General features: G+C 71.8%; 18 protein-coding genes and 1 pseudogene. 9 read left to right on the top strand and 10 right to left on the bottom strand.

The features are described 5' to 3' along the window. Positions 1–134 precede the first annotated feature (134 nt). Complete coding sequence (locus FED44_RS25970) at positions 135–5,903, top strand: WD40 domain-containing protein (protein ID WP_138462360.1); 5,769 nt, start codon at positions 135–137, stop codon at positions 5,901–5,903. A 226-nt stretch (positions 5,904–6,129) separates the two neighbouring features. On the opposite strand, the pseudogene FED44_RS37670 reads toward FED44_RS25970, so the two are convergent. The 5 genes and pseudogenes from FED44_RS37670 to FED44_RS25945 all read right to left on the bottom strand — a co-directional run. Beyond that, positions 6,130–6,279 (bottom strand): annotated as a pseudogene (locus tag FED44_RS37670) (TetR/AcrR family transcriptional regulator); the annotation flags it as partial. A gap of 73 nt (positions 6,280–6,352) precedes the next feature. Continuing rightward, the gene (gene coaE, locus FED44_RS25960; protein WP_138462359.1) at positions 6,353–6,949 is read right to left on the bottom strand and encodes a dephospho-CoA kinase; all 597 of its coding nucleotides are present in this window, start codon (positions 6,947–6,949) and stop codon (positions 6,353–6,355) included. 10 nt (positions 6,950–6,959) lie between these two features. Then, positions 6,960–7,427: a GNAT family N-acetyltransferase gene (locus FED44_RS25955; RefSeq protein WP_117408741.1), complete on the bottom strand. Its 468-nt coding sequence runs from the start codon at positions 7,425–7,427 to the stop codon at positions 6,960–6,962. 139 nt (positions 7,428–7,566) lie between these two features. After that, the gene (gene rpsA, locus FED44_RS25950) at positions 7,567–9,042 is read right to left on the bottom strand and encodes a 30S ribosomal protein S1 (RefSeq protein WP_117408740.1); all 1,476 of its coding nucleotides are present in this window, start codon (positions 9,040–9,042) and stop codon (positions 7,567–7,569) included. A gap of 208 nt (positions 9,043–9,250) precedes the next feature. Further along, positions 9,251–10,327 (bottom strand): polysaccharide deacetylase family protein, encoded by a 1,077-nt coding sequence (locus FED44_RS25945; RefSeq protein WP_138462358.1) that lies wholly within the window; start codon positions 10,325–10,327, stop codon positions 9,251–9,253. A gap of 74 nt (positions 10,328–10,401) precedes the next feature. On the opposite strand from FED44_RS25945, the gene FED44_RS25940 reads away from it, so the two are divergent. Further along, the gene (locus FED44_RS25940) at positions 10,402–11,244 is read left to right on the top strand and encodes a DUF2127 domain-containing protein (protein WP_138462357.1); all 843 of its coding nucleotides are present in this window, start codon (positions 10,402–10,404) and stop codon (positions 11,242–11,244) included. Positions 11,245–11,411: 167 nt separating this feature from the next. Here FED44_RS25940 and polA read toward each other — a convergent pair whose 3' ends face one another. Further along, positions 11,412–14,096: a DNA polymerase I gene (gene polA, locus FED44_RS25935; RefSeq protein WP_138462356.1), complete on the bottom strand. Its 2,685-nt coding sequence runs from the start codon at positions 14,094–14,096 to the stop codon at positions 11,412–11,414. Between the two features lie 98 nt (positions 14,097–14,194). Between polA and FED44_RS25930 the strand changes: the two genes are divergently transcribed. The 6 genes from FED44_RS25930 to FED44_RS25905 all read left to right on the top strand — a co-directional run bounded on the left by FED44_RS25930 (position 14,195) and on the right by FED44_RS25905 (position 19,731). Beyond that, positions 14,195–14,569, top strand: coding sequence for a PaaI family thioesterase (locus tag FED44_RS25930; protein ID WP_117408745.1), 375 nt, complete (start codon positions 14,195–14,197; stop codon positions 14,567–14,569). A gap of 459 nt (positions 14,570–15,028) precedes the next feature. Then, positions 15,029–16,315 (top strand): branched-chain amino acid ABC transporter permease, encoded by a 1,287-nt coding sequence (locus FED44_RS25925; RefSeq protein ID WP_244302266.1) that lies wholly within the window; start codon positions 15,029–15,031, stop codon positions 16,313–16,315. Between the two features lie 13 nt (positions 16,316–16,328). After that, positions 16,329–17,318 carry a branched-chain amino acid ABC transporter permease gene (locus FED44_RS25920; RefSeq protein WP_117408737.1) on the top strand — a complete coding sequence of 330 codons (990 nt, stop codon included), beginning with the start codon at positions 16,329–16,331 and terminating at the stop codon, positions 17,316–17,318. After that, positions 17,308–18,237, top strand: coding sequence for an ABC transporter ATP-binding protein (locus tag FED44_RS25915; protein ID WP_117408736.1), 930 nt, complete (start codon positions 17,308–17,310; stop codon positions 18,235–18,237). Before FED44_RS25920 ends, FED44_RS25915 begins: the two co-directional genes overlap by 11 nt. Beyond that, a complete protein-coding gene (locus FED44_RS25910) occupies positions 18,234–19,115 on the top strand; it encodes an ABC transporter ATP-binding protein (RefSeq protein WP_138462355.1) in 882 nt (293 codons plus the stop codon). Before FED44_RS25915 ends, FED44_RS25910 begins: the two co-directional genes overlap by 4 nt. A 118-nt stretch (positions 19,116–19,233) precedes the next feature. Continuing rightward, positions 19,234–19,731: a hypothetical protein gene (locus FED44_RS25905; protein ID WP_117408734.1), complete on the top strand. Its 498-nt coding sequence runs from the start codon at positions 19,234–19,236 to the stop codon at positions 19,729–19,731. 18 nt (positions 19,732–19,749) lie between these two features. Here the strand turns inward: FED44_RS25905 and FED44_RS25900 are convergent, their stop codons facing one another. The 4 genes from FED44_RS25900 to FED44_RS25885 form a co-directional block, all read right to left on the bottom strand. Beyond that, a complete protein-coding gene (locus FED44_RS25900; RefSeq protein WP_138462354.1) occupies positions 19,750–20,283 on the bottom strand; it encodes a MauE/DoxX family redox-associated membrane protein in 534 nt (177 codons plus the stop codon). A gap of 1 nt (position 20,284) precedes the next feature. Then, on the bottom strand, positions 20,285–20,794 hold the full coding sequence (gene lepB / locus FED44_RS25895; protein ID WP_208759172.1) for a signal peptidase I: 510 nt from the start codon (positions 20,792–20,794) through the stop codon (positions 20,285–20,287). A 16-nt stretch (positions 20,795–20,810) separates the two neighbouring features. Continuing rightward, complete coding sequence (locus FED44_RS25890) at positions 20,811–21,353, bottom strand: TlpA family protein disulfide reductase (protein ID WP_133306090.1); 543 nt, start codon at positions 21,351–21,353, stop codon at positions 20,811–20,813. 81 nt (positions 21,354–21,434) lie between these two features. After that, positions 21,435–21,653: a hypothetical protein gene (locus tag FED44_RS25885; protein ID WP_117408730.1), complete on the bottom strand. Its 219-nt coding sequence runs from the start codon at positions 21,651–21,653 to the stop codon at positions 21,435–21,437. A gap of 216 nt (positions 21,654–21,869) precedes the next feature. Between FED44_RS25885 and FED44_RS25880 the strand changes: the two genes are divergently transcribed. Continuing rightward, on the top strand, positions 21,870–23,747 hold the full coding sequence (locus FED44_RS25880) for an ABC transporter ATP-binding protein (protein ID WP_208759171.1): 1,878 nt from the start codon (positions 21,870–21,872) through the stop codon (positions 23,745–23,747). Positions 23,748–23,787: the final 40 nt, after the last annotated feature.

Here is a 23,787-nt window from a genome sequence, read left to right as displayed (position 1 = left end):
AGCGGGAATACTGGGCCCCATGACGCACGTCGATGGGGGCTGCCGATGGGCGATTGCGGCGATCAAGGCATGAGCCGGCGAATCACCAGGCAACGGGCGGTACGCAGGCCCATGCCGCCGGGTGAGGGGGCGGCATGAGCGGGCGCGGGGACGCCAGAACGGAGATCTTCGTCAGCTACTCCCCCGCCGACGAGCGGTGGGCGACGTGGATCGCCTGGCAGCTCGAAGCCGCCGGCTACCGCACGATGCTCCAGGCGTGGGACTTCGTGCCCGGCACCAACTTCATCGACTTCATGGACCGCGGCGTCAGCGAGGCCGACCTGGTCGTCGCCGTGCTCACCCGCAACTACCTGGGGTCCCGGTACGGCAGGCTGGAGTGGCAGGCGGCGCTGCGCGCCGATCCGGACAACCCGTCCAACAAGCTCGTGACGGTCCGGCTGGAGGACTGCCCGCTCGACGGGCTGCTCTCCACGATCACCTGGGTCGACCTCCTCGGCGTGACCGACCCCGGCGAGGCGCGGCGGCTGTTGCTCACCCGGATCAGGCAGGCCCTGGCCGGGCGGGCGAAACCGGATGAGGCGCCCAGGTTCCCGGCCGGGTCCGCCGACAGCACACCGAGTCCGCACGGCCCGCGCGCCCTCCGGCCGCCCGCCGACCCCCCGCCCGCCGTACGGATCCCCCGGGCGCGGCGGTCCCCGGCCGCCGAGCCGGCCTTCCCCACGGCCGAGCGCGCGGGCGGCGCGTCGTCGGTCACCGTGCTGCACGTCGCCGGGCCGCGCTTCGGGCGCGGGCTGGCGGAGGCGGACGAGCCGCTCGACGCGGGCGAGTTGCAGGCGAGCGTGTGGGCCGACCTGACCCGCCTCGCCGACGCCGGAGTGCCCCAGCCCGACCTGCTCGTGGTGACCGGCGACCTCACCGAGTCGGGCAGCATCCGCGAGTGCGAGCAGGCACTGGCGTTCCTCACCGGGCTGCGCGTGCTGCTCGGGCTCGAACCCGGGCGGCTGGCCGTCGTCCCCGGGCCGCGCGACGTCACGAAGGCGGCCTGCCGGGCCTACTTCGCCACCTGCGAGGCCGACGACGTGCGTCCGCAGCCGCCCTACTGGCCGAAGTGGCGGCACTTCTCCACCCTCTTCGGCGAGCTCTACCAGGGACTCGACGGCCCCGCCTTCGACAGCGCCCAGCCGTGGACGCTGTTCGAGCTGCCCGAGCTTCGCACGGTCGTCGCCGGGATCAACTCGACCATCGCGATGAGCCACCGCGAGGAGGACGCCCACGGCTTCGTCGGCGAGGCCCAGGCGGCGTGGTTCGCCGAGCGGCTGCGGCCGTACGAGGGATGGCTGCGGATCGGCGTCGTCGCCCATCCCCCGCGCCCCGGCCTGCGTGACGCCGACACCCTGGAACGCCTGCTGGGGTCCCGGCTCGACCTGCTCGTCCACGGGCGGGACGCCCGGCGCGGCGGTCCGGCCGAGGCCGGGGAGCTGAACGGCCTGCCGTGCGTGCCGGCGCTCGCTCCGGGACGCCACCAGATCCTCCAGTTCACGCCCGAGGGGCTGCGCCGGTGGACCCGCGACCGGCCGGAGCTGCGCGAGCCGGAGGTCCTGCCGTACCACTGGCGCGGATGGCGCCCGCAGAGCCCTCCACCGCCGGTCGCGGAACCGCCGGAGGAGGCCCCCGAGGAGCCCGCCGGCCCGGCCGACCTGCTGCTCGACCTCATCGCCGAGGTCTGCGAGACCCGGTTCGAACGCGCCAAGATCAAACGGGTGGCCGGGGACCCGCCGCGCCTGCTCGTCACGCACCCCGAGGACGGCTTCGTCCGGCAGGTCCTCGTCGGCGCGCACGCCGGGGAGCCGGGCGAGGAGCACATCGAGGCGTTCCTCGGGCACGTCCACGCGGCGGGGCTGGAGCACGCGGCGGAGCTGGTCTACCAGGGCCCGCCGCCGCCCCGGGCGTTACGCGACGACGCCCTGCGGCGCGGGCTGCGCCTGCGCAGCTTCACCGAGTTCCAGGGCCTGCTCGACCTGTCGGCGTACGTCGCCGGGCAGACCGCGCGGCTGCGCGGCGACCGGCGCTACCCGCCGGAGCTGTACGTGCCGCAGCGGTTCCGCGAGCTCGACCGCAACGGCGGCGAGGTGCGCGACGACCTCGGCGGCGAGCTGATGCGGCTGCTCGCGGCCGACCACGGGCGGTTCGTGCTCGTGCTCGGCGACTTCGGCCGGGGCAAGACGTTCTCGCTGCGCGAGGTGGCCCGGCGCATCCCCGCCGAGCTGCCGCACCTCATCCCGATCCTGATCGAGCTGCGCGCCCTGGACAAGGCGCACTCGGTCGCCGGGCTGGTCGCGGCGCACCTCGCCAACCACGGCGAGGAGCTGATCGACCTCAAGGCGTTCCACTACATGCTGCGCCAGGGCCGCATCGTGCTGCTGTTCGACGGCTTCGACGAGCTGGTCACCCGGGTGACGTACGAGCGGGCGGCCGACCACCTGGACACCCTGCTGCGCGCGGCGGAGGACAAGGCCAAGATCGTGGTGGCCGGGCGGACCCAGCACTTCAAGTCGCGCAGCCAGGTGATGACCGCGCTCGGCGAGAAGGTCGGCCTGCTGCCCAACCGCCGGGTGCTCGGCATCGAGGAGTTCACCGAGGAGCAGATCCGCGCCTACCTGGTCAACCGGTACGGCTCGCGGGAGGCGGCCGACGACCGGATGGCCCTGCTCACCGGCATCGCCGACCTGCTCGGCCTGGCCCACAACCCGCGCATGCTGAGCTTCATCGCCGACCTGCCGGAGGAGCGGCTGCGCGCCGTCGCCCGGGCCGGGGAGACGATCAGCGCCGCCGGCCTCTACCAGGAGATCCTCGACACCTGGCTGGCCTTCGAGGAGGAGCGGGTCGGAGGCGTGGCCGGGGCCCCCGGCGGGCTCACCCGCGAGGAGCTGCGGCGGGCCACGACCACCCTCGCGCTGCGGCTGTGGGAGACCGGCGAGACCTACCTGCGGCCGGCCGAGCTGGCCGAGGCCGCCGACACGCTCACCGGCCTGGCCTCCGACCCGCAGGTCCCCGTGCCGTACGGATCGGGCGGGGCGGCGGGGGCCGCGCGGCTGACGCCCGAGCAGGCCGTGCACGCGGTCGGAGCCGGCAGCCTGCTCGTCCGCACCGACGAGGGGCTGTTCGGCTTCATCCACGCCTCGGTCGCGGAGTGGCTGGTCGCCCGTCACCTGGCGGAGTCGCTCGGCGGTCCCCCGGGCAGGCCTCCCGGCGGGCCTTCCGCCTGGCTGGGCCTGCGGCCGCTGTCCACGCTGACCGTCGACTTCCTGTGCGACCTCGCCGACGCGTCGCGACTGCAGGCGTGGGCGGCCAGGACGCTCGCCTCCCCCGCCTCCGGCGACGTCGCCCGGGCCAACGCCATCAAGGTGACGACCCGGCTGCGCACCTCGGCGCGCACCGACCTGCGCGGGGCGCGGCTCAGCGGCGAGGACCTGTCGTACCGCGAACTGCAGGGCGTGGATCTCACCGGCGCCGACCTGACCGACACCCGGCTCGTCGGGGCCGACCTCTCCCACGCCGTGCTGAGGGACGCCCGGCTGGCCGGCGCCCGCCTGGACGAGGCCGTGCTGGTGGGCGCGGACCTGCGCGGCGCGGACCTCACCCGGGCCCGGCTCGCCCGCGCCGACCTGCGGGACGTCGCCGTCGAGGGCAGCCGCTGGGACCGGGCCGCGCTCATCGGCTCCACCGGCGTCCCCTTCACCGCGCCGGAACTGCGCGGCGCGGCCGTCGCACCCGCCGTGCCGGCCGGGCCCGCCGGCCCCGGACGAGCGGGCGACGCGGTCGGCGCCGAGCCCGCCCCCGCCGTCGTGGGCGTGCCGTACGGCTACCACTTCGAGAGCAGCCGCCTGCCCGAGCCGGTCGCCTACCACCCCGACGGCGGCGTGCTCGCGCTCGGCGGGGAGGACGGCGGCGTGCTGGTCTGCGACGCCGTCACCGGGTCGGCGCTGCGCACGCTGCACGGCCACCGCGGCCGCGTCTACAAGGTCGCCTACGGCGAGGCCGGGCTGGTGACCGGCGCGAGCGACGGGACCGTGCGGGTGTGGGACCCCCACACCGGAGCGCCGTCCCACGTCCTGCGCGGCCACCCCGAGGGGGTGTGGCCGGTGGTGACCTCCGGCGACCTCATCGCGGCCGGCGGCGCCGACGGGGTCGTGCGGATCTGGGCGTCCGGAGAGCTCGTGCGGGAACTGCCGGGCCACACCGCCCCGATCTACACCGCCGTCTTCCTGCCCGGGCTGCTGGTGACCGGCGACCGCGCGGGGGTGATCCGCGTGTGGGATCTCGCCACCGGGCAGGTGCGCCATCATCTGCGTGGCCACAGCGGAGCCGTCTACCGGCTGGTGCTCAGCCCCGACGGCACCCGCCTGGCCGCCGGGGACGGGCAGGGCGTGCTGCGCCTCTGGGACCCCCGCTCCGGCGCCGCGCTGCACGAGCTGACCGGCCACCCCGGGCGGATCTACTCCCTCGCCTTCCACCCGGAGGGCCGGCTGCTCGCCTCCGGCGACACCGAGGGGGCCGTACGGCTGTGGGACCCGGTCACGGGCGAGGCGGCCGGCAGCCTGCCGGGGCACCGCGGCGCGGTCTACCAGGTGCTGTTCGACCCCACCGGGGAACTGCTCGCCACCGGTGACAGCGACGGCGTCGTACGGATCTGGGACCCCGTCACCGCCCAGGCGCGGGCCGAGCTGACCGGGCACCGGGGATCGGTGTGGCCGTTCGCCTTCCGCCCGGACGGCCGGCAACTCGCGACCAGCAGCAACGACGGCACCGCCCGCCTGTGGGACCCGCACACCGGCCAGTGCGCGCAGACGCTGCGCGGGCACGGCCGCCGCATCACCTCGGTCCGCTTCTCCGCCGACGGCGGCATGCTCGCCGCCTGCGGCAACGACGGTTACGTACGCCTGTGGGACCCGGCGACGGGACGGCGCCTGCGCTCGCTCACCGGGACGGCCGACCGGCTGGTGTCGGCCGTCTTCAGCCCGGCCGGCCCGCTGCTGGCGACCGCGAGCAACGACGGCGGGGTCTACCTGTGGAACCCGGTGGCGGGGGTGTACGAGCGCGAGCTCAACGTGGAGACCGACCACGTGTGGGCCGAGGCGTTCAGCCCCGACGGGGAACTGCTGGCCACCGCCAACGACGACGACAGCGTGCGGCTGTGGTACCGCCCCACCGGGCGGCAGGTCGCGAACCTCTCCGGGCACCGGGGACGGGTCAGGTCGATCGCCTTCGACCCCGGCGGCCGGTTCGTCGCCACCGGCTGCGACGACCGCAGGGCTCGGCTGTGGGACCTCCGGACGGGCACGTGCACGGCGACGCTGGACGGCCACGGCGACCGGGTCTACGCGGTGGCCTTCTCCCCGTCGGGCGACCTGCTGGTCAGCGCGAGCAACGACGGCACCGCCCGCCTGTGGGACGTCGCCTCCGGCGAGTGCGCGCACGTGCTCGACGGCGGGGGCCGGCTGTGGACGGCCGCCTTCAGCCCGTCGGGCGACCTGCTCGCCACGGCCGGCGACGACCTCGCCGTCCACCTGTGGGACCCGTCGACCGGCGCGCGCGTCGGCACGCTCGCCGGCCACGGCCGCCGCATCTGGTCCGTCGCGTTCCATCCCTCGGGCGACCTGCTCGCCAGCGGCGGGGACGACGGCGTGGTGATCCTGTGGGACGTCCCGGGGCGCAGGCGCCGCACGACCCTGCTCGGCCTGCCGGAGGGCTGGGCCGCCTTCTCCCCTGACGGGCTGTACAAGCTGGAGGGCGACGTGACGGGCCAGTTCTGGTTCGTGATCGGCATGTGCCGGTTCGAGCCGGGTGAGCTCGACGAATACCTGCCGGAGGTCCGCCGGCTGGCCCTGGACGAGCCCTTCTGACCCGCAGGGGGTTCAGCGCTCGGACGGCTCGGTGCTCGTGACGCCCAATTCGCGGGCGGTGCGGGTGCCGGGCGGCGTACGCTCGCCAGCCGTCCATCATGGCGCGCAGCGCGTCGTCGCCCGACCGGCCGAGCGCCGCCTCCGCCGCGATCTCGGTCAGCTCCGCCAGCACGCGCCCGGAGACCAGACCACGCAACTCGGCGAGTCCGCGCACGTGCTTGTAGAGCGAGGGGGTGGCGACTCCCGCCCGCCCGGCGACCGCGGACAGGGTGAGCGCATCTGAGCCCTCTTCGTCCACCAGCCGCAGTGCGAGGGCGACGACGGCGTCCGGGGACAGTGCGGTCCTAGGCGACGCCTTTACGATGTAGATTCGCATGGAAGGCGGCCCACGTGGCGGGCGATGGACCGCTCATCCGCTCCCCGACCGGAGCCGCCGGTCGTTTGCGCTGCTAGAAGGCGCGGGCGGTCAGGTCCTTCCAGACCTTGTCGACCTGGGCGTCCAGTTCGTCCAGGGAACCACTGTTGCCGATCACGATGTCGGCGATCCTCAGCCGGTCCTCCCGGGAGGCCTGGGCCGCGATCCGGGCGCGGGCGTCCGCCTCCTGCATGCCGCGCGACCGCAGCAGCCGCTCCAGCCGCAGGTCGTCCGGCGTGTCCACGACGATCACCACGTCGTACAGCGGAGCCAGGTTGTTCTCGGCCAGCAGCGGCACGTCGTAGACGACGACCGCGTCGTCCGGCGCCTCCCGCTGCAGTTGCTCACTGCGCTCGCCCACCTTGGGGTGGACGATCCCGTTGAGGAGCCGCAACTTCTCGGTGTCGGCGAAGACGATCGAGCCGAGCCGTTCCCGGTCGAGGGTGCCGTCGGGGCGGAGGACTTCCTCGCCGAACACCGCGACGATCTGCGCGAGCCCGGGGGTGCCGGGTTCCACGACCTCTCTGGCGATCTTGTCGGCGTCGACCACGACGGCGCCGCGCGCGGCGAGCCGGCGCGACACCTCGCTCTTGCCCGAACCTATGCCGCCCGTGAGCCCAACCTTCAGCACGTCCCGCAGCCTATCGGGCGGGCTGGGGCTCCCGCCGCAGGTGGACCAGCATCAGGTGGTCCTGCACCCGCTCCCGCTGGGTCTCCCGATAGCCGAGACGCCGGTAGAGGCGCAGGTTTCCCTCCGACAGATGCCCCGTGAACAGGTCGAACGCCGCCGCCTCGGGCACGGCCTCGTGGATCGCGGCCAGCAGCGCGCTGCCGATCCCCTGCCCCTGCCGGTCGGGCGCGACCACGAGCCGGCCCACCAGGCAGGTCGAGCCGGACAGCCGGCCCCGGATCGCGCCGACCACCCGCCCGCCGTCCGTCGCCTTCAGCACGATCGCCGTCTCGATCACCGTACGCACCTGGTCGAGCGACTCCACGAGCGGCGCGATGAACGGGTCGCCGTAAAGCTGCGCCTCGGTCACGTACGCGGCCCGTTGCAGGGTCAGGATCTCCCCGGCGTCCCCGGGCACGGCCCGCGCGATCTCCACCACGCCGCCACCCTATCGGCGATCAACCCGGCGCGACCGGCGGGCCGGGTGCGGACAGCGGAAAGGCCCCGCCGAAGCGGGGCCTTTCCTTTGGTGTTCCGATGTCCGTCGGGACCGTGCGTCAGCCCGTCGGGACCGCGCGTCAGCTCTGGCCGCCGGCCAGCTTCTCACGCAGGGCCGCGAGGGCCTCGTCGGAGGCGAGAGCGCCGCCGCCGGTGGAGGAGGACTGCGAGGTGGACTCGCCGCCGCCGCTGTAGGACGACGGAGCGGCCTCGCTGGCCGCCGCCTCCTCCTGGCGGGCCTTCTCGATCTGCGAGCGGTGCGCCTCGAAGCGGGCCTGGGCCTCGGCGTACTGCCGCTCCCACTCCTCGCGCTGCTTGTCGAAGCCCTCGAGCCACTCGCCGGTCTCGGCGTCGAAGCCCTCGGGGTAGATGTAGTTGCCCTGGTCGTCGTAGGTCGCCGCCATGCCGTACAGCGTGGGGTCGAACTCGACCTCGGCGCCGACGCCCTCGTTGGCCTGCTTGAGGGACAGCGAGATGCGGCGACGGTCCAGGTCGATGTCGATGATCTTCACGAAGATCTCGTCGCCGACCTGCACGACCTGCTCCGGGATCTCCACGTGGCGCTCGGCCAGCTCGGAGATGTGGACCAGGCCCTCGATGCCCTCCTCGACCCGGACGAACGCACCGAACGGCACCAGCTTGGTGACCCGGCCGGGCACGACCTGGCCGATCTGGTGCGTGCGGGCGAACTGCTGCCAGGGGTCCTCCTGCGTCGCCTTGAGCGACAGGGAGACCCGCTCGCGCTCCATGTCGACGTCGAGAACCTCGACGGTGACCTCCTGGCCCACCTCGACGACCTCGGACGGGTGGTCGATGTGCTTCCAGGACAGCTCCGACACGTGCACCAGACCGTCGACGCCGCCGAGGTCGACGAACGCGCCGAAGTTGACGATCGAGGACACGACGCCCTTGCGGACCTGGCCCTTCTGGAGGGTGTTGAGGAACGTCTGGCGCACCTCGGACTGGGTCTGCTCAAGCCAGGCGCGGCGCGACAGGACCACGTTGTTGCGGTTCTTGTCGAGCTCTATGATCTTCGCCTCGAGCTCGCGCCCGACGTACGGCTGAAGGTCGCGGACCCGGCGCATCTCCACGAGGGAGGCCGGGAGGAAGCCACGCAGGCCGATGTCGAGGATCAGGCCGCCCTTGACCACCTCGATGACCGTGCCGGTGACGATGCCGTCCTCGTCCTTGATCTTCTCGATCGTGCCCCAGGCGCGCTCGTACTGGGCGCGCTTCTTGGACAGGATGAGGCGGCCTTCCTTGTCCTCCTTCTGGAGGACCAGGGCCTCGACGTGCTCTCCGACCTCGACGACGTCAGCCGGGTCGACGTCGTGCTTGATCGAAAGCTCGCGGGACGGGATGACGCCCTCGGTCTTGTAGCCAATGTCGAGCAAGACCTCGTCTCGATCGACCTTGACGACGGTGCCCTCAACGATGTCGCCGTCGTTGAAGTACTTGATGGTCTCGTCGATCGCGGCGAGGAAGGCCTCCTCGGAACCGATGTCGTTGACCGCTACCTGCGGGGTGCTCGAGGTGGCCTCAGTGCTGCTCGTCATGTGTGGAATTGCTCCGAACCGGACAGATGTCGTTGTGACAGAAGCGCGGCGGGCCTGTTTTCGTTCACCGGGGTGCCGTTTGTTCCTGGTAGCGACCAGATGACCGAGCGCGAGCCCGCTCCGTCCGTGACGCGCGCGAGCCCACAGCGCAGCGATCAGCATATGAGACATGGCGAGCCGGGTCAATCCGAGGCAACCGGGCGTTCCCCTAGTACGTGATCACGGACTTGGCACGGTCCGGCGAGAGCGTTGCCCGGAGTTTGCGCGGCACGGACACCCGGCCCGGATCGCCGTCCGAGGTGTAGCGCTTTTTTGGGTGTTCGCCGAGCCAGTCGAGCCAGTAGGTCGTGCACCAGCGCCGGCAGTCCCCGCGTTTTCCGTTGGACTGGATCCTCGGGATCGCGTAGCGCGGGAAGCTTTTCGCGTAGGGCGAAACCGTGGGCTCCGCTCCGGCCAGGAAGACGGCGTCGAAGTGGTACCGGGTGCCGTCCCACTTCCCGTCGTGCGCCCGGCTCAGCTTCCTCGGGCGGGAGCCGTACGGCAGCGCGAAGGTGGTCGAGGGCGGCGCGCCGATCTTCTTGAGCAGCCGCTCCTCCCGGACGATCTGCTCGCTGACCCGCTTGTTCGACAGCCGGCGGAGATCGGCGTGGGTGTAGGTGTGGTTGGCCACCTCGAAGCCGTGGTCGAGCAGCCACTTCACGGCCTTCTTCTGCTGCTCCCGGTCGCGCAGGCCGAACGGGTCGCGGTTGACCCAGAAGGTCGCCGCGGGCCGGAAGTTCGGATACTTCGCGGCGACCTCGTAGATGATCCCGACAGCCGTGTCGTTCTTCGGCATGCCGTTCCGGTCCACCGCGAAGTGGCTGGGGTGGCCGTCGTCGAAGGTCAGGACGACGGGATGGGTCCCGGCGGGGATGTCGATCTTCCTGGCGACCAGTTCGGCCGCGGTGATCGGCACGTAGCCGCTCCTGGCCAGGCGCTCCAGTTCCTTGCGCAGCTGGGCCGGGGTCCGGTCGATCGAGGCGACCCGCTTGGGCAGGATGCGGTGATACATGATCACGGGAACCAGCCCCGCCTCGTTCGCCTTGACCTTCTTCGCCGACTCGGCGGTCGCGCGCACGGGTGGCGCGCTGGGCTGCGGCGAGGCCGCGAGCGGCTGTGGCCGGGCCTTCGACCGGCCGTCCCCCTGTGACCCGCCTCCCTGCGCCCGGGTCAGCAGCACGAGCGCGAGGACACCGACCACGACGATGACGACGGTTGCGACGACGATGGAGGCGACGGTGGTCATCCGGGCAAGGTTGCGCACAGTTATTTGACCTTACTGCCCGCCGTGTCCCTATTCATCTGTGTTGGAATTTTTCTGTGGACTGGAGCCTGCGTGCCTGCGGACGGCACGGACACGTCACCTACGCGCCGGACGAGGACGCGCTGCGGGCCCGGCTGCGCACCGAGACCCCGCTCGGCGAGGCGTGGCGCTGCCTGCGCTGCGGGGACTTCACGCTGGGCCCGCCGCGCGGCGCGGGACCGGCCGGGGACGCCCCGGTCGTGCTGCGCGGCCGGGCGCTGCGGGACGCCGCCGTCCTCCGGGCGATCGCCGTCTTCCGCTGGGCCAAGGCGGTGCTCGTGCTGGGCGGCGCGTACGGCGTCTGGCGGTTCCGCGCGCACCACGACGCCGTGCGGCGGGCGTTCGACGAGGACCTCCCGCTGATCGAACCGCTGGCCCACCGGCTCGGGTGGAACCTCGACCAGTCAGGCGTGGTGCACACGCTGCGGACCGTGCTGGCGGCGCGGACGAGCACGCTCGCCTGGATCGTCCTCGCCCTTGCCGCCCTCGCGGCGCTGATGCTCGTCGAGGGCGTGGGCCTGTGGCTGCTGAGGCGCTGGGGCGAGTACTTCTCGGTGATCGTGACCTCGGCGTTCATCCCCGTGGAAATCTACGAGATCGCCGAGAAGGTGAGCCCGTTCCGCATCGTGCTCCTGCTGGTCAACATCGCGGCCGTCCTGTACATCGCACTGAGCAAACGGCTGTTCGGCCTGCGGGGCGGGCGGGCGGCCCACGAGGCGGAACGGCACGAGGCGAGCCTGCTGGAGGTCGAGCAGGCCGGCCTGGCCCTCGCCGGCCGGGGCGACCGCAGCGACCGCGGCGGGCGGGGCGACCGGGGCGACCGGGGCGACCGCGCCCGTCCCCCCTCCGGCCGCCGCTGACAGCGGCGCACCGCGCGGACCGCCGCGCACACACCAGGCGCACACCCCGCACATACCGGACCGCCGGGCACACGGCGCCGCACGTAGACCGCCGCACCGCCGCACACCGCGCCCACCACCGCACGCACACCGCCGCGAGAGGGCCGCCGGAGCCGCGGGGCGGTACGTCAGTGCCCGGCGTCCTCCCAGGTGGCGCCGACGCCGACGCTGACCTCCAGCGGCACGCTCAGGTCGTAGGCCCGGCACATCTGCTGCCGCACGATCTCGGTGAGCTCCTCCAGCTCGCCCGGCGCGACCTCGAACACCAGCTCGTCGTGGACCTGGAGCAGCATGCGGGAGCGCATGCCCTCGATCGCCCGCTGCACGTTCAGCATGGCGACCTTGATGATGTCGGCGGCCGAGCCCTGGATGGGGGCGTTGAGCGCCATCCGCTCGGCCATCTCCCGGCGCTGCCGGTTGTCGCTGGTGAGATCGGGCAGGTAGCGACGGCGGCCGAGGATGGTCCCGGTGTAGCCGTCCTTGCGGGCCTGCGCGACGATCGCGTCCAGGTAGTCGCGGACGCCGCCGAACTCCTCGAAGTACTCCTCCTTGAGCGCCCGCGCCTCCGCCACCGGGATGTTGAGCTGCCCCGAGAGCCCGAAGTCGGACAGCCCGTAGGCGAGGCCGTAGTTCATCGCCTTGATCCGGGCCCGCAGCTCGGCGTCCACCTGCTCAGGCGGCAGGTCGAAGACCCGCGACGCGGTCGCCTTGTGGAAGTCGTGCCCGGACTCGAACGCCGCGATCAGCGACTCGTCCCGCGACATGTGGGCCATGATCCGAAGCTCGATCTGGCTGTAGTCGGCGGTCAGCAGCGTCTCGTAGCCCTCCCCCACCACGAAGCCCCTGCGGATGCGGCGGCCCTCGACGGTGCGGATCGGGATGTTCTGCAGGTTCGGCTTCTCGCTCGACAGCCGCCCGGTGGCCGCCACGATCTGGTTGAACGTGGTGTGGATCCGCCCGTCGTCGGAGATCTCCTTGATCAGGCCCTCGACCGTGGTGCGCAGCTTGGTCTGGTCGCGGTGGCGCAGCAGGATCACCGGAAGCTCGTTGTCGGTCTGCTGGGCCAGCCACGCGAGCGCGTCGGCGTCGGTCGTGTAGCCGGTCTTGATCTTCTTCGTCTTCGGCAGGCCGAGCTTGCCGAAAAGGATCTCCTGCAGCTGCTTGGGCGAGCCGAGGTTGAACTGCTCCCCCACGGCCTGGTGGGCGGCCTCGGTCGCCTGCTTGACCGCCGCGCCGAACTCGGCCTCCAGCCCCGCGAAGTACTCCCGGTCGGCGGCGATGCCGGCCCGCTCCATCTCCGCCAGCACACGCACCAGCGGCAGCTCGACGTCGGTCACCAGACGCGTGCCGCCGCGCTTGGACAGGTGGCCCTCCAGCGCGTCGGCGAGATCGCGCACGGCCTGGGCACGCAGGGCCAGATCTCTGGCCACGCCCTCGTCGGCGTCCTCGAACAGCGAGGTCTGCCCGCCCGGGGCGGACTCCGCCCGCAGCTCCCGGTGGAGATAACGCAGCACCAGGTCGTCGAGCGGGAACGACCGCTGCCCCGGCATGGCCAGGTAGGCGGCGAGCGCGGTGTCGCAGGTCAGCCCGCGCAGGTCGTGGCCCTGCGCCCACAGCGCCAGCAGCGCGCCCTTGGCGTCGTGCACGGCCTTCGGCCGGCTCTCGTCCGCCAGCCAGGCGCCCAGCGCCGCCTCGTCCTCCTCGGTCAGCCGGGTGGGGTCGAGGTAGGCGGCGCCGCCGGGGCCGGCGATCGCGATGCCGTCGAGCCGCCCGGTGCCGCTGCCGTACGCGGCCTGGAAGGCCAGCCCGGCGCGGTCTTTCGGAAGGGCGGCGAGCCAGGCCGCCACCTCGCCCGGCTCCGGCACCGTGACCTCCAGCTCGAAGCCCTCGCCGGCGGCCTCGGACTCGGTGGTGCCGAGGGTCTTGAACAGCCGCTCGCGCAGCTCGCCCCGGATCTGCAGCGAGTCGAGGAGCTTGTTGACCTCCTCGCGGTCCCACGTGCCCATGGTCAGCGCGGACACCTCGGCGTCGACCGGGGCGTCGCGCTTCAGCTCGGTCAGCATCCGGTTGTGGATCACCTGGCCGAGGTGCTCGCGGAGCTTGTCACCGGCCTTGCCCTTCACCTCGTCGGCCCGGCGGACCAGCTCGTCGAGCGAGCCGAACTCCGCGATCCACTTGGTGGCGGTCTTCTCCCCCACGCTCGGGATGTTCGGCAGGTTGTCGCTCGGGTCGCCGCGCAGGGCCGCGAAGTCCGGGTACTGCGCGGGGGTCAGGCCGTACTTGTCCATCACGGCCTCGGGGGTGAAGCGGGTCATGTCGCTGATGCCGCGCCGGGTCATCAGCACCGTGACCCTGTCGTTCACGAGCTGGAGCGCGTCGCGGTCGCCGGTGACGACGAGCACGCTCATGTCCTCGGCGGAGGCTCGGGTCGCCAGCGTCGCGATTACGTCGTCCGCCTCGAAGCCCGCCAGCGACAGGCGGGGGATCCGCAGCGCGTCGAGCAGTTCGAAGATGAGCTGCATCTGGCCACGGAAGTCCTCCGGGGTCTCCGCCCGGTTCGCCTTGTACGCCTCGAACGCCTCGTGCCTGAAGGTGGGCTCGCTGCGGTCGAAGCAGACCGCGAGGTGGCTCGGCTGCTCGTCGCGCAGGATGTTGGCCAGCATCGAGGTGAAGCCGTAGACCGCCTCGGTGTGCTGACCGTCCGTGGTCATGAGATTGGCGTCCTTCAACGCGTAGAACGCGCGATAGGCGAGGGAATGCCCGTCCAGGAGCAGCAGACACGGACGGGTGGGGGTCGCTTCACTCTTCGGCACACCCGCAGCCTAGTCTCCCTCTACGACAGAAAACCCGTGGTCTTCCCACCGGAGGCGTCCCCTTGACCTTGACGAATCCCGGCCAGTTCGTGGCGGAGATGAACGCCGCTCCGGGCCTGCACCGGCTCATGGGCATCGAGATCCTCGAGGCGAGCGCGGAGCGTGTGGTCGGCCGCATGCCCGTCGAGGGCAACACCCAGCCGTACGGCCTGCTGCACGGCGGCGCCTCGTGCGTGCTGGCCGAGACGCTCGGCTCGACCGGCGCCGCCCTGCACGCCGGGCCTGGGCGCAGGGTCGTCGGCATCGAGATCAACGCCACCCACCACCGCGCCGCCACGTCCGGGCACGTCACCGCCGTCGCCACCCGGGTGCACGGCGGGCGCACGCTCGCGACGTACGCCATCGAGATCACCGACGGCGAGGGCCGGATGGTCTGCACGTCGCGTCTCACCTGTCTCATCAGATCCGAATGAGCGGGCCCTCGCGCGCCCCGGGACATCGGCATGCGGACAAGAGGCGCAACCGACTTTCGGGACGCATCGAGGGCCAAACCGGAACGGTTCGCGACTCTCTTTGCACGCGGGTCGCTCCGGTCGCTAGCGTTGTGGCTCCAGAGCCCGTGGGGAACCGAGTAGACAACGTGCGGAGCCGGGGAAGCTGTGTACGGTCCCAAAGGTCGCCCCACGGGCTCAACGTCTCTCCGCGCCGCCAGTTCTCCAGCACCGTCGCCTCGAATGACTCATGACAGCCCGCTGACCTGCGAAACCTTTTCTCACGTCAGTGACACACCATGGTCACCGATTGGTGACGAGGAGCCCTGAACCGGGCGTCCCAGGCTTATGCTCCGGCCACAACAAGACAGAACCTGTCCGATGTTGCGCGTCCGCAGTTGGGGCACGACCCCGCCACGACTCGAATCAGAGGGAGCACCATTGCGCAGAGCCGTGATCGCGTTCACGGCCTTCATGGGTGGACTCGTCTTTCTGCTCGCCGCCCCCGCGTGGGCGGACGGAGAGGCACTGAAGGGCACACTCCAAAACCAAGGCCAGCCGGTGAACGGCGTGAAGATCAGTGTGGTGGCGGAGGACGGCAAACCCGTCGACGACGCCACCTCGGGTGCCGACGGCAAGTGGGAGGTGCCCGTACCCAAGGCGGGCAAGTACAAGGTCACCCTTGACACGTCCACGCTCCCCGCGGGCGTCGCCCTGAAGTTCAAGGACAGGTCCACGCTCGACGTGCAGGTCTACGAGGGCAGCGTACGGAACGTCCTGTTCGCCCTCGCGCCGGCCGGAGCGAAGGGCGGCGCAGCGCCAGCCGCCGACGACGGGGGGACCTCGTTCTGGGACCGGGTCGCGCAGCTCACCTTCGAGGGCTTCAACCTCGGGCTCATCATCGCCCTCGCCGCCATGGGCCTGTCGCTGGTGTTCGGCACCACCGGCCTCACCAACTTCGCCCACGGCGAGCTGCTCACGTTCGGCGCGATGTGCGCCTACTTCTTCAACGTCGTCGTGGGGGTCCACCTCGTCTGGGCCGCGCTGCTCTCCGTCGTGATCGGCGGGATCTTCGGGTACGGGCAGGACCGGTTCTTCTGGGGACGGCTGCGCAGGAGAGGCAGCAGCCTCGTGGCCATGATGATCATCTCGATCGGCCTGGCCCTGTTCCTGCGGTACGTCTTCCTGTTCTTCTTCGGCGGTGAGGGCGCGCCCTTCGCCGACTACAACGCCCAGCCGGGTGTCCAGGTGGGCCCGATCTCCGCCGCGCCGAAGAACTTCGTCGCCATGGGCATCGAGCTGCTCGTGCTCGTGATCGTCGGCGTCGCGCTGCTCAAGACCCGCATCGGCAAGGCCGCCCGCGCGGTCTCCGACAACCCCGCGCTGGCCGCCTCCTCCGGCATCAACGTCGACCAGGTCATCCGGATCATCTGGACCGTCGGCGGGGCGGTCGCGTCACTCGCGGGCGTCATGCTCGGCCTGTCGCAGAACGTCAGCTACCAGATGGGCTTCCAGATCCTGCTGCTCGTCTTCGCGGGTGTCACCCTCGGCGGCCTCGGCACCGCGTTCGGCGCCCTCGTCGGCTCCATCGTCGTCGGCCTGTTCATCCAGCTGTCCACTGTCGTGGTGCCGACCGAGCTGAAGACCGTCGGCGCGCTGCTGGTGCTCATCCTCGTCATGCTCTTCCGGCCACAGGGCATTCTCGGCCGGCGCGAGCGCATCGGCTGATCGGAGACCACACGTGGACTGGAACGCAATCCTCATCACCACGGTCAAGGCCTCGATCGGCCTGGAGACCGTCGTCTACGCGCTCGCCGCGATCGGCGTCAACATCCAGTTCGGCTACGCCGGGCTGCTCAACTTCGGCCAGGCGGCCTTCCTCGGCGTCGCCGCGTACGGCATGGCAGTCACGGTGGCCACCTTCCACCTGCCGTTCTGGCTGGGCATCGCGATCGGCCTGGCCGCCACCATCGTGCTGGCCTTCCTGCTCGGCATCCCCACCCTGCGGCTGCGGGCCGACTACCTCGCGATCGTCACCATCGCGGCGGCCGAGATCGTCCGGCTCGTCTTCAGATCGGTCAAGTTCAGCAGCGTCTTCGGCGGCTCGGACGGCCGGCAGAACTTCTCCGGCGACTTCTTCGCGATGAACCCCTACGCCCCCGGCACGTACGGCATCGGCCCGATCAGCTTCAACGAGCGGGTGACCTGGATCCTGACCGTCGGCTGGGTGCTCATCGCGATCTGCTGCGGGCTGGTCTACCTGCTCATGAAGAGCCCGTGGGGCCGGGTGCTCAAGGCCATCCGCGAGGACGAGGACGCCGTGCGCAGCCTCGGCAAGAACGTCTTCTCCTACAAGATGCAGGCCCTGGTGCTCGGCGGCCTGGTCGGCTGCCTCGGCGGCTTCCTGTTCGCGCTCGGCCAGGCGTCGGTGCAGCCCGACCTGTTCAGCACCGAGTTCACCTTCTACGCGTACACGATCGTGATCCTCGGCGGCGCGGCCCGCGTCTTCAGCCCCGTCGTCGGCGCCGCGATCTTCTGGGTGCTGCTGGTCTTCGTCGGGAACACGCTCAGCGAGGCCGTCTCGGCCGGGCTGCTCCCCTCGCTGTTCACCGTGAACAACATCGGCGCCGTCCGGTTCATGCTGGTCGGCCTCGGCCTGATGCTCCTGCTCATCTTCCGGCCCCAGGGCATCTTCGGCGACAAGAGGGAGATCGCGCTCGATGCACGCTGACAGCACCACGACGAAGAAGGCGGCGGCGCTGGCCGCCTTCGCGGGCCTCGATCGCGAGCCGGGGGTCGCCAAGCCCGACCCCATCCTCGTCGTCGACAACGTCGTACGCCGCTTCGGCGGCCTCACCGCCGTCGACGTCGCCCACCTGGAGATCCAGCGCGGGTCGATCACCGCGCTCATCGGCCCGAACGGCGCCGGCAAGACGACGTTCTTCAACCAGCTCACGGGCTTCGACAGCGCCGACGAGGGGTCGTGGACCTTCAACGGCAGGCAGCTCAAGGGCGTGCCCGCGCACCGGGTGGCCCGCACGGGCATGGTGCGCACGTTCCAGCTCACCAAGGCGCTGTCGAAGCTCACGGTGATGGAGAACATGCGGCTCGGCGCGCAGAACCAGCGCGGGGAGAACTTCTTCCGCGCGCTCGTCCCGGGCAGCTGGCGCCGCCAGGAGGACGAGATCACCGAGCGGGCCGAGGAGCTTCTCGAACGCTTCAAGCTCGACGCCAAGCGCGACGACTTCGCGGGCTCGCTGTCCGGCGGCCAGCGCAAGCTGCTGGAGATGGCCCGGGCGCTGATGGTCGGCCCCGAGCTGGTCATGCTGGACGAGCCCATGGCGGGCGTGAACCCGGCCCTGACCCAGTCGCTCCTCTCGCACGTGAAGGACCTGCGCGAGGAGGGCATGACGGTGCTCTTCGTCGAGCACGACATGGACATGGTCCGCGACATCAGCGACTGGGTCGTGGTGATGGCGCAGGGCGCCGTGATCGCGGAGGGGCCGCCGGACACCATCATGTCCGACCAGCGGGTGGTCGACGCGTACCTGGGCGCCCACCACGACGCGCCGATGTCGGCGGAGGAGTTCGAGGAGCAGCTGCAGGAGGCCGAGGCCGAGCTGGAAGCCGAGATCGAGGAGAAGGCATGAGCGCAGCCGGGCCGGACCGCCCCGTTACACCGGAGAGCACCGTCGCACCGGAGCCCGCGGAGGCGACCACGTCAGCCGCCGGGGGGACGGAGGACGACGCCGGGAGCGTCTCGCGGGCGGCCGTCACCGACCGCTCCGAGCACGTCTCCGGGGCCGAGAGCGCGCTGCTGCGCGCCGACGAGCTGTACGCCGGTTACATCCCCGGCGTCAACATCCTCAACGGCGCCGACCTGTACGTGAAGAAGGGCGAGCTGATCGGCATCATCGGCCCCAACGGCGCCGGGAAGTCGACCCTGCTCAAGACCCTGTTCGGGCTCGTGCCCGTACGCAGCGGATCGGTCACCCTGGACGGCGAGGACATCACCAACCTCAAGGCGCACGCGCTGGTGTCACGGGGGGTGGGCTACGTCCCGCAGACGAACAACGTCTTCCCCAGCCTCACCATCGAGGAGAACCTGGAGATGGGCGCCTTCCAGGTGCCCGGCAGGTTCAAGGAGCGGTTCGAGTTCGTCTGCGAGATCTTCCCCGCCCTGCGGGAACGCCGCAAGCAGCGCGCGGGCTCGCTGTCCGGCGGCGAGCGGCAGATGGTCGCCATGGGCCGCGCGCTGATGACCGAGCCGTCGGTCCTGCTGCTCGACGAGCCCTCCGCGGGACTGTCGCCCAAGCTGCAGGACCTGGTCTTCATCCAGGCCCAGCAGATCAACAAGGCCGGCGTTACCGTGATCATGGTGGAGCAGAACGCCCGCCGCTGCCTGCAGATCTGCCACCGCGGCTACGTGCTGGACCAGGGCCGCAACGCCTACATGGCCAGCGGCCGCGACCTGATCAACGACCCCAAGGTCATCCAGCTCTACCTGGGCACGCTCGCGCGGGCCTGAGCCCGGCCGAACGACCCCTTCTCAGGACCCCGGCGGGAACCCTCCGCCGGGGTCCTCGTCGTGGAGCTGTGACCGTATCCGCATCCGACCGGCACCCTTCGCGCGCACAATGAGGCGTATGCCGCGAAGCTTCCTCCGGGCGGCGCTGGTCGTCACAACGGTCACCGCGCTCGTCGCGAACCTGTCCGCCTGCCGGTCACCGGACCACGGGCCCTCGGCCGCACCCGCCTCGCGCCCCGCGACCGCCTCGCGTCCCGCGACCGCCTCGCCGGACGCCGCGGGAGCCGTGTACGTGACCGGGGCGGAGTCCGGGGACGACCCCTGCGCCCGCGTCGTGTCGGCCGTCGGCTATCTGGGGCTGTCGCTGCTGCCCCCCGGGCAGGAGGAGGCCCAGCACTGGGACGGCGACGTACGCGGCCGTTTCGGTTACCTGCGCGGGACGCTGGCGATGTACGGTCCCCGGCTGCCCGCCCCGGCCGCTCCCGCCGTCAGGGCCGTCGACCGGCTCGCCCGCACCCTCTCCCTCGCCCGTACGGAGGACTCCCGGCGGCCCCGCCTGCTGCGCGAGTACCGCACGGCGTCCGCCGCCGTCCTGGCCGCCTGCGACCGCCCCTGAGTCACCTGCCGGCCCGCGTCACCTGCCGGCGTCCGTGACAGGCGTGACCAGGGAGACGATGTCGTCCATGGCGATCACGAGCACGGCGGCGGCGAGCCCCGTCAGCACCGCGAGGGCGAACCATCCCGTGGGCGCGAAACCGGCGGGCTCCCCCGGCGCGACCGCGAGCGCCGCGGCCGCCAGGAGGAGGTTGCGCACGACGTGCCGTCTGCCGACGACGGCTCCGCTCCTGCCGAAGCAGTGACAGCGGGCCCGCCGCCCGCTGCGCAGCGCGACCACGAGCCCGGCCGTGAGCACGGCCAGCAGCGCCGCGGCCAGGACCAGCCCGTACGGCGCCAGCCACGCCCGCGCGAGGGACGCCGCGAGGAGCACGGCCGTGACCCCCTCGGCGAGGACGACGGCCCACGCGACCGGCAGGACGGCGGCGCGCGGCACGACGCGCAGCGGCTCCAGCGACCGCGCGAAGCTCCCCATGTCCCTGGCCTTCCCGGACGCGGAGACCGTGAAGATCGCGATCAGCAGGACCTGGACGGCGTGCTGGGGGAACGTCATCTCACCGGCCCCCCGAGATCCGCCGGACGACCCGGCCCAGCACCAAGCCGACGGGAACCGGGCCGAGCTGACGGGAGTCCAGGCTGTGGCCGCGGTTGTCGCCCAGCACCACCATGTGACCGGGTGGCACGCGCGGCGAGCCCGTGCCGGCCCCTCCCGCCACCCGCTCTCCCGCCGCGGCGACCTCCTCGGGAACGGGCTCCCCCGCGACCGCGACGACCCGTTTGACCATCCACGCCCGGCCCGGGCGGCCCGTGCTGCCCGCCGCCGCCAGGGGGTTGAAGAACACCACCACGTCGTCCGCCCGAGGACGCCGGCTCCTGCGTACGAGCAGCCGGTCGCCGTCGCGGTAGGCCGGCTCCATGCTCCGGCCCACCAGGTCGACCACGACGAGACAGCGCCGGACGACGAGCGCGGCCGCCACGGTGACGGCCGCCACGAGCGCCGCCGTCATCACCCCGCGCTCCACCCTGTGCGGGGACCCGGGCAGCGGGTGGCGGACCGGTCTCACGGCCGCGTCCCGCCGGTCACGCGAGCACCGGGTCGGGCGCCCCCGGCAGGTCCGTCGAGACGATCCTGCCGTTCCCGGTCGCGACGAAGGCGGGGGTGCCCTGGACGCGGAACGCCTGCCAGACGGGCTTGCCGAACTCCTCCACGATCACCTCGCCCACGGACTCCAGAGCCGAGAGCATCTCCTGGAAGCGCGGGTCGTCGCGGTCCCCGTCCATCATCACCGCCACGGCGCGCAGATCCGCGTTCTTCGCGTACGCCACGAACTGCGGCAGCCTGGTCCGGCAGGGCTCACATCCGGCCGACAGGAAGGCGACCACCGTCCCCGAGGCCACGTCCCCGTCGCCGATGGTGGCACCGGTCGTCGTCGTCGCCGTGAACGCTCCGATTTCCGTCCCGACCGGCGCCACGACGGACGCGGAGAATCCGGAATTCATCGTCTGCCGCAACAGGTCCGAATGCTCGCGCAGCCGGCGGATAACGGCCACCGTGAGCAGCAGGTCGATTATCGCGACGGCCCCGACCGCGACCAATCCGGCCACCAGCAACGACATGAGCACGCTCCCGAGGTTAAATTCACGTTACAGACACGGAAACGCGGGGGCCGCGCCCGCCTGCAGCGGCAGGCGCAACCCGGCATTTCACAGGCAGTTGGACGACGAGACGCAGGTGCTGAACACCGCGATACAGCCGCCGCTCTGACACTGCCAGCAGTATCGATAGGCCCACCTGTTGTTTCCCTGACAGCCGCAGCCCTGCTCCCAGCACCCGAAGCAGTTGGTGCAGGCCGCGCTCGCCGTCACTCTGGGCACCAGCCTGCCGAGCAGCCGGTCGCCGAGCCGTGCCATCGACTCGAACATTTCCCTCCTTCTCCTGCATTATCCGAACGTGAACTTCTCTCGGATGGTTACACGGCGCGGACAGAAGGGTCAAGGCATTCCGTACGAGCCGGAACGACGGAGAGTCATTCACCGAATACGCCCGGCCATACCGCTCGCACGGGCCCGACTTCCGGAAAAGTCGGCGCATAATACCGGCGGCCCGGGCAAATTCAAGCTCTTGTCAGGTGATTTTCCATGACCGAATCTGTTCGGGTGAAGCGGTCGCAGGAACGTCGCGTGCGGTGGCGCCGTCCCCCGGCCGGGCCGTGGATCGCGCTGACGATGGCGTGGCGTGCCGGAGCCGTCTGGGCCGTGTCGATCGCCGCCGTCACCGCCGTGTCCTCCGGCGTTCCGGTGGCCGTCGCCTGGCTGACCAAACTGGTGCTGGACCGGCTGGCCGGCGGCCCGGGAGCGCTGCCGGACGTGCTGGGCCCCGCGCTGGCGCTGATGGCGCTCGGCCTGGTGGCAGGCGTGCAGCCCTCCGTACGGCGGTTCGCCGGGAACGAGCTGGACCGCCGGATCAGCCTGCTGGCGCAGGACCGGCTCTACACGGCCGTGAGCCGGCTGAGCGGGCTCGCCCGGTTCGAGGACCCCGCTTTCATCGACCGGCTCCGGCTGGCCACCCAGGCCGGCGGGTCGACCCCGGGCCAGGTGCTCAACGCCGTGTTCGCCGTCGCCGGCGGCCTGATCACCCTGGCCGGCTTCCTGGTCTCGCTGCTGACGATCAGCCCTCCGATGGCGGTGGTGCTGCTGCTCGGCGCGGTTCCGGTCCTCGGCGCCGAACTGGTGCTGGCCCGCCGCCGGGCCGCCTCCGACTGGCGGCTGGGCCCGGTGGAACGACGCGAGTTCCTGTACGCCACCCTGTTGTCGAGCGCCAACGCGGCCAAGGAGATCCGCCTCTTCGGGCTGGCCGCGTTCCTGCACGACCGCATGCTGCGCGAGCGGTCGGTCGCCGAGCGCGAGCGGCGCGGGCTCGACCGGAGCGAGCTGCGGATCCAGCTCGCTCTCGGCCTGACGGCCGCCCTGGTGGCGGGCGGCGGACTGGTCTGGGCGATCACCCAGGCCGGGCGGGGGGCGCTGTCCGTCGGCGACGTGTCCATGTTCGTGGCGTCCGTCGCTGGCGTGCAGGCGGGCCTGTCCGGCATCATCACCGAGATCGCCGTCGCCGCGCGCCGGCTGCTGCTCTTCCAGCACTACCTGGCGGTCGTGGGCACCGAGCCCGACCTGCGGGGAACCAGGCGTGAGCTCCCCCCGCTCACGGGCGGCATCGAGTTCCGCGACGTGTGGTTCAGGTACGGCCCGGAGCATCCGTGGGTCCTGCGCGGGGTCAGCCTGGTGGTGCCGTACGGCCGCGGTGTCGGCCTCGTCGGCGGCAACGGGTCGGGCAAGAGCACGCTGGTCAAGTTGCTGTGCCGGTTCTACGACCCGGAAAAGGGCGCCGTGCTGTGGGACGGGGTGGACCTGCGGGAGATCGACCCGGCCGTCCTGCGCGCCCGGATCTCCGGCGTCTTCCAGGACTACATGCAGTACGACATGACCGCCGGCGAGAACATCGGGCTCGGCGACCTGGACAGGTTCACCGACCGGGCGGCGGTGCGGGAGGCGGCGCGCAGGGCCGGGGCGGAGGAGTTCGTCGCGGCGCTGCCCCGGGGATACGACACCCTGATCACCAGGGTGTTCTTCGACTCCTCCGACGACGAGGAGGGCGTCTTCCTGTCCGGGGGGCAGGGGCAGCGGGTCGCCGTCGCGCGGGCGATGCTGCGCGGCGACCGCGACGTGCTGATCCTCGACGAGCCGAGCTCGGGGCTGGACGCCGAGGCCGAGCACGAACTGCACACCAGGCTGAAGGAGCACCGCCGGGGCCGGACGAGCCTGCTCATCTCCCACCGCCTCGGCGCGGTGCGCGACGCCGACGTGCTGGTCGTCCTGGAGAACGGCGTCGTCGCCGAGCAGGGCACGCACGACGAGCTGATGGCCGCGGGCGGCGTCTACGCCCGCATGTTCACGATCCAGGCGTCCGGGTACCGCGAGCCGGACCGGCCGGCGATGACGGAACCCGGCCCGCCCGGATGACGCGCGGGGGCGGGCCGGTCGGACCGGCCCGCCCCCGTCA

The organism is Microbispora triticiradicis (assembly GCF_005864065.1).
Lineage (GTDB): Bacteria > Actinomycetota > Actinomycetes > Streptosporangiales > Streptosporangiaceae > Microbispora > Microbispora triticiradicis.
The sequence above is the reverse complement of the archived record's forward strand: the minus strand, read 5'-3'. Positions and strand labels throughout refer to the sequence as shown.

Coding starts and splice junctions, on each gene's coding strand:
- FED44_RS25970 (WP_138462360.1), top strand. CDS start 135: ATGAGCGGGCGCGGGGACGCCAGAACGGAGATCTTCGTCAGCTACTCC.
- rpsA (WP_117408740.1), bottom strand. CDS start 9,042: ATGACGAGCAGCACTGAGGCCACCTCGAGCACCCCGCAGGTAGCGGTC.
- FED44_RS25945 (WP_138462358.1), bottom strand. CDS start 10,327: ATGACCACCGTCGCCTCCATCGTCGTCGCAACCGTCGTCATCGTCGTG.
- FED44_RS25930 (WP_117408745.1), top strand. CDS start 14,195: ATGAACGCCGCTCCGGGCCTGCACCGGCTCATGGGCATCGAGATCCTC.
- FED44_RS25915 (WP_117408736.1), top strand. CDS start 17,308: ATGCACGCTGACAGCACCACGACGAAGAAGGCGGCGGCGCTGGCCGCC.
- FED44_RS25910 (WP_138462355.1), top strand. CDS start 18,234: ATGAGCGCAGCCGGGCCGGACCGCCCCGTTACACCGGAGAGCACCGTC.
- FED44_RS25905 (WP_117408734.1), top strand. CDS start 19,234: ATGCCGCGAAGCTTCCTCCGGGCGGCGCTGGTCGTCACAACGGTCACC.
- FED44_RS25900 (WP_138462354.1), bottom strand. CDS start 20,283: ATGACGTTCCCCCAGCACGCCGTCCAGGTCCTGCTGATCGCGATCTTC.
- FED44_RS25885 (WP_117408730.1), bottom strand. CDS start 21,653: ATGTTCGAGTCGATGGCACGGCTCGGCGACCGGCTGCTCGGCAGGCTG.
- FED44_RS25880 (WP_208759171.1), top strand. CDS start 21,870: ATGACCGAATCTGTTCGGGTGAAGCGGTCGCAGGAACGTCGCGTGCGG.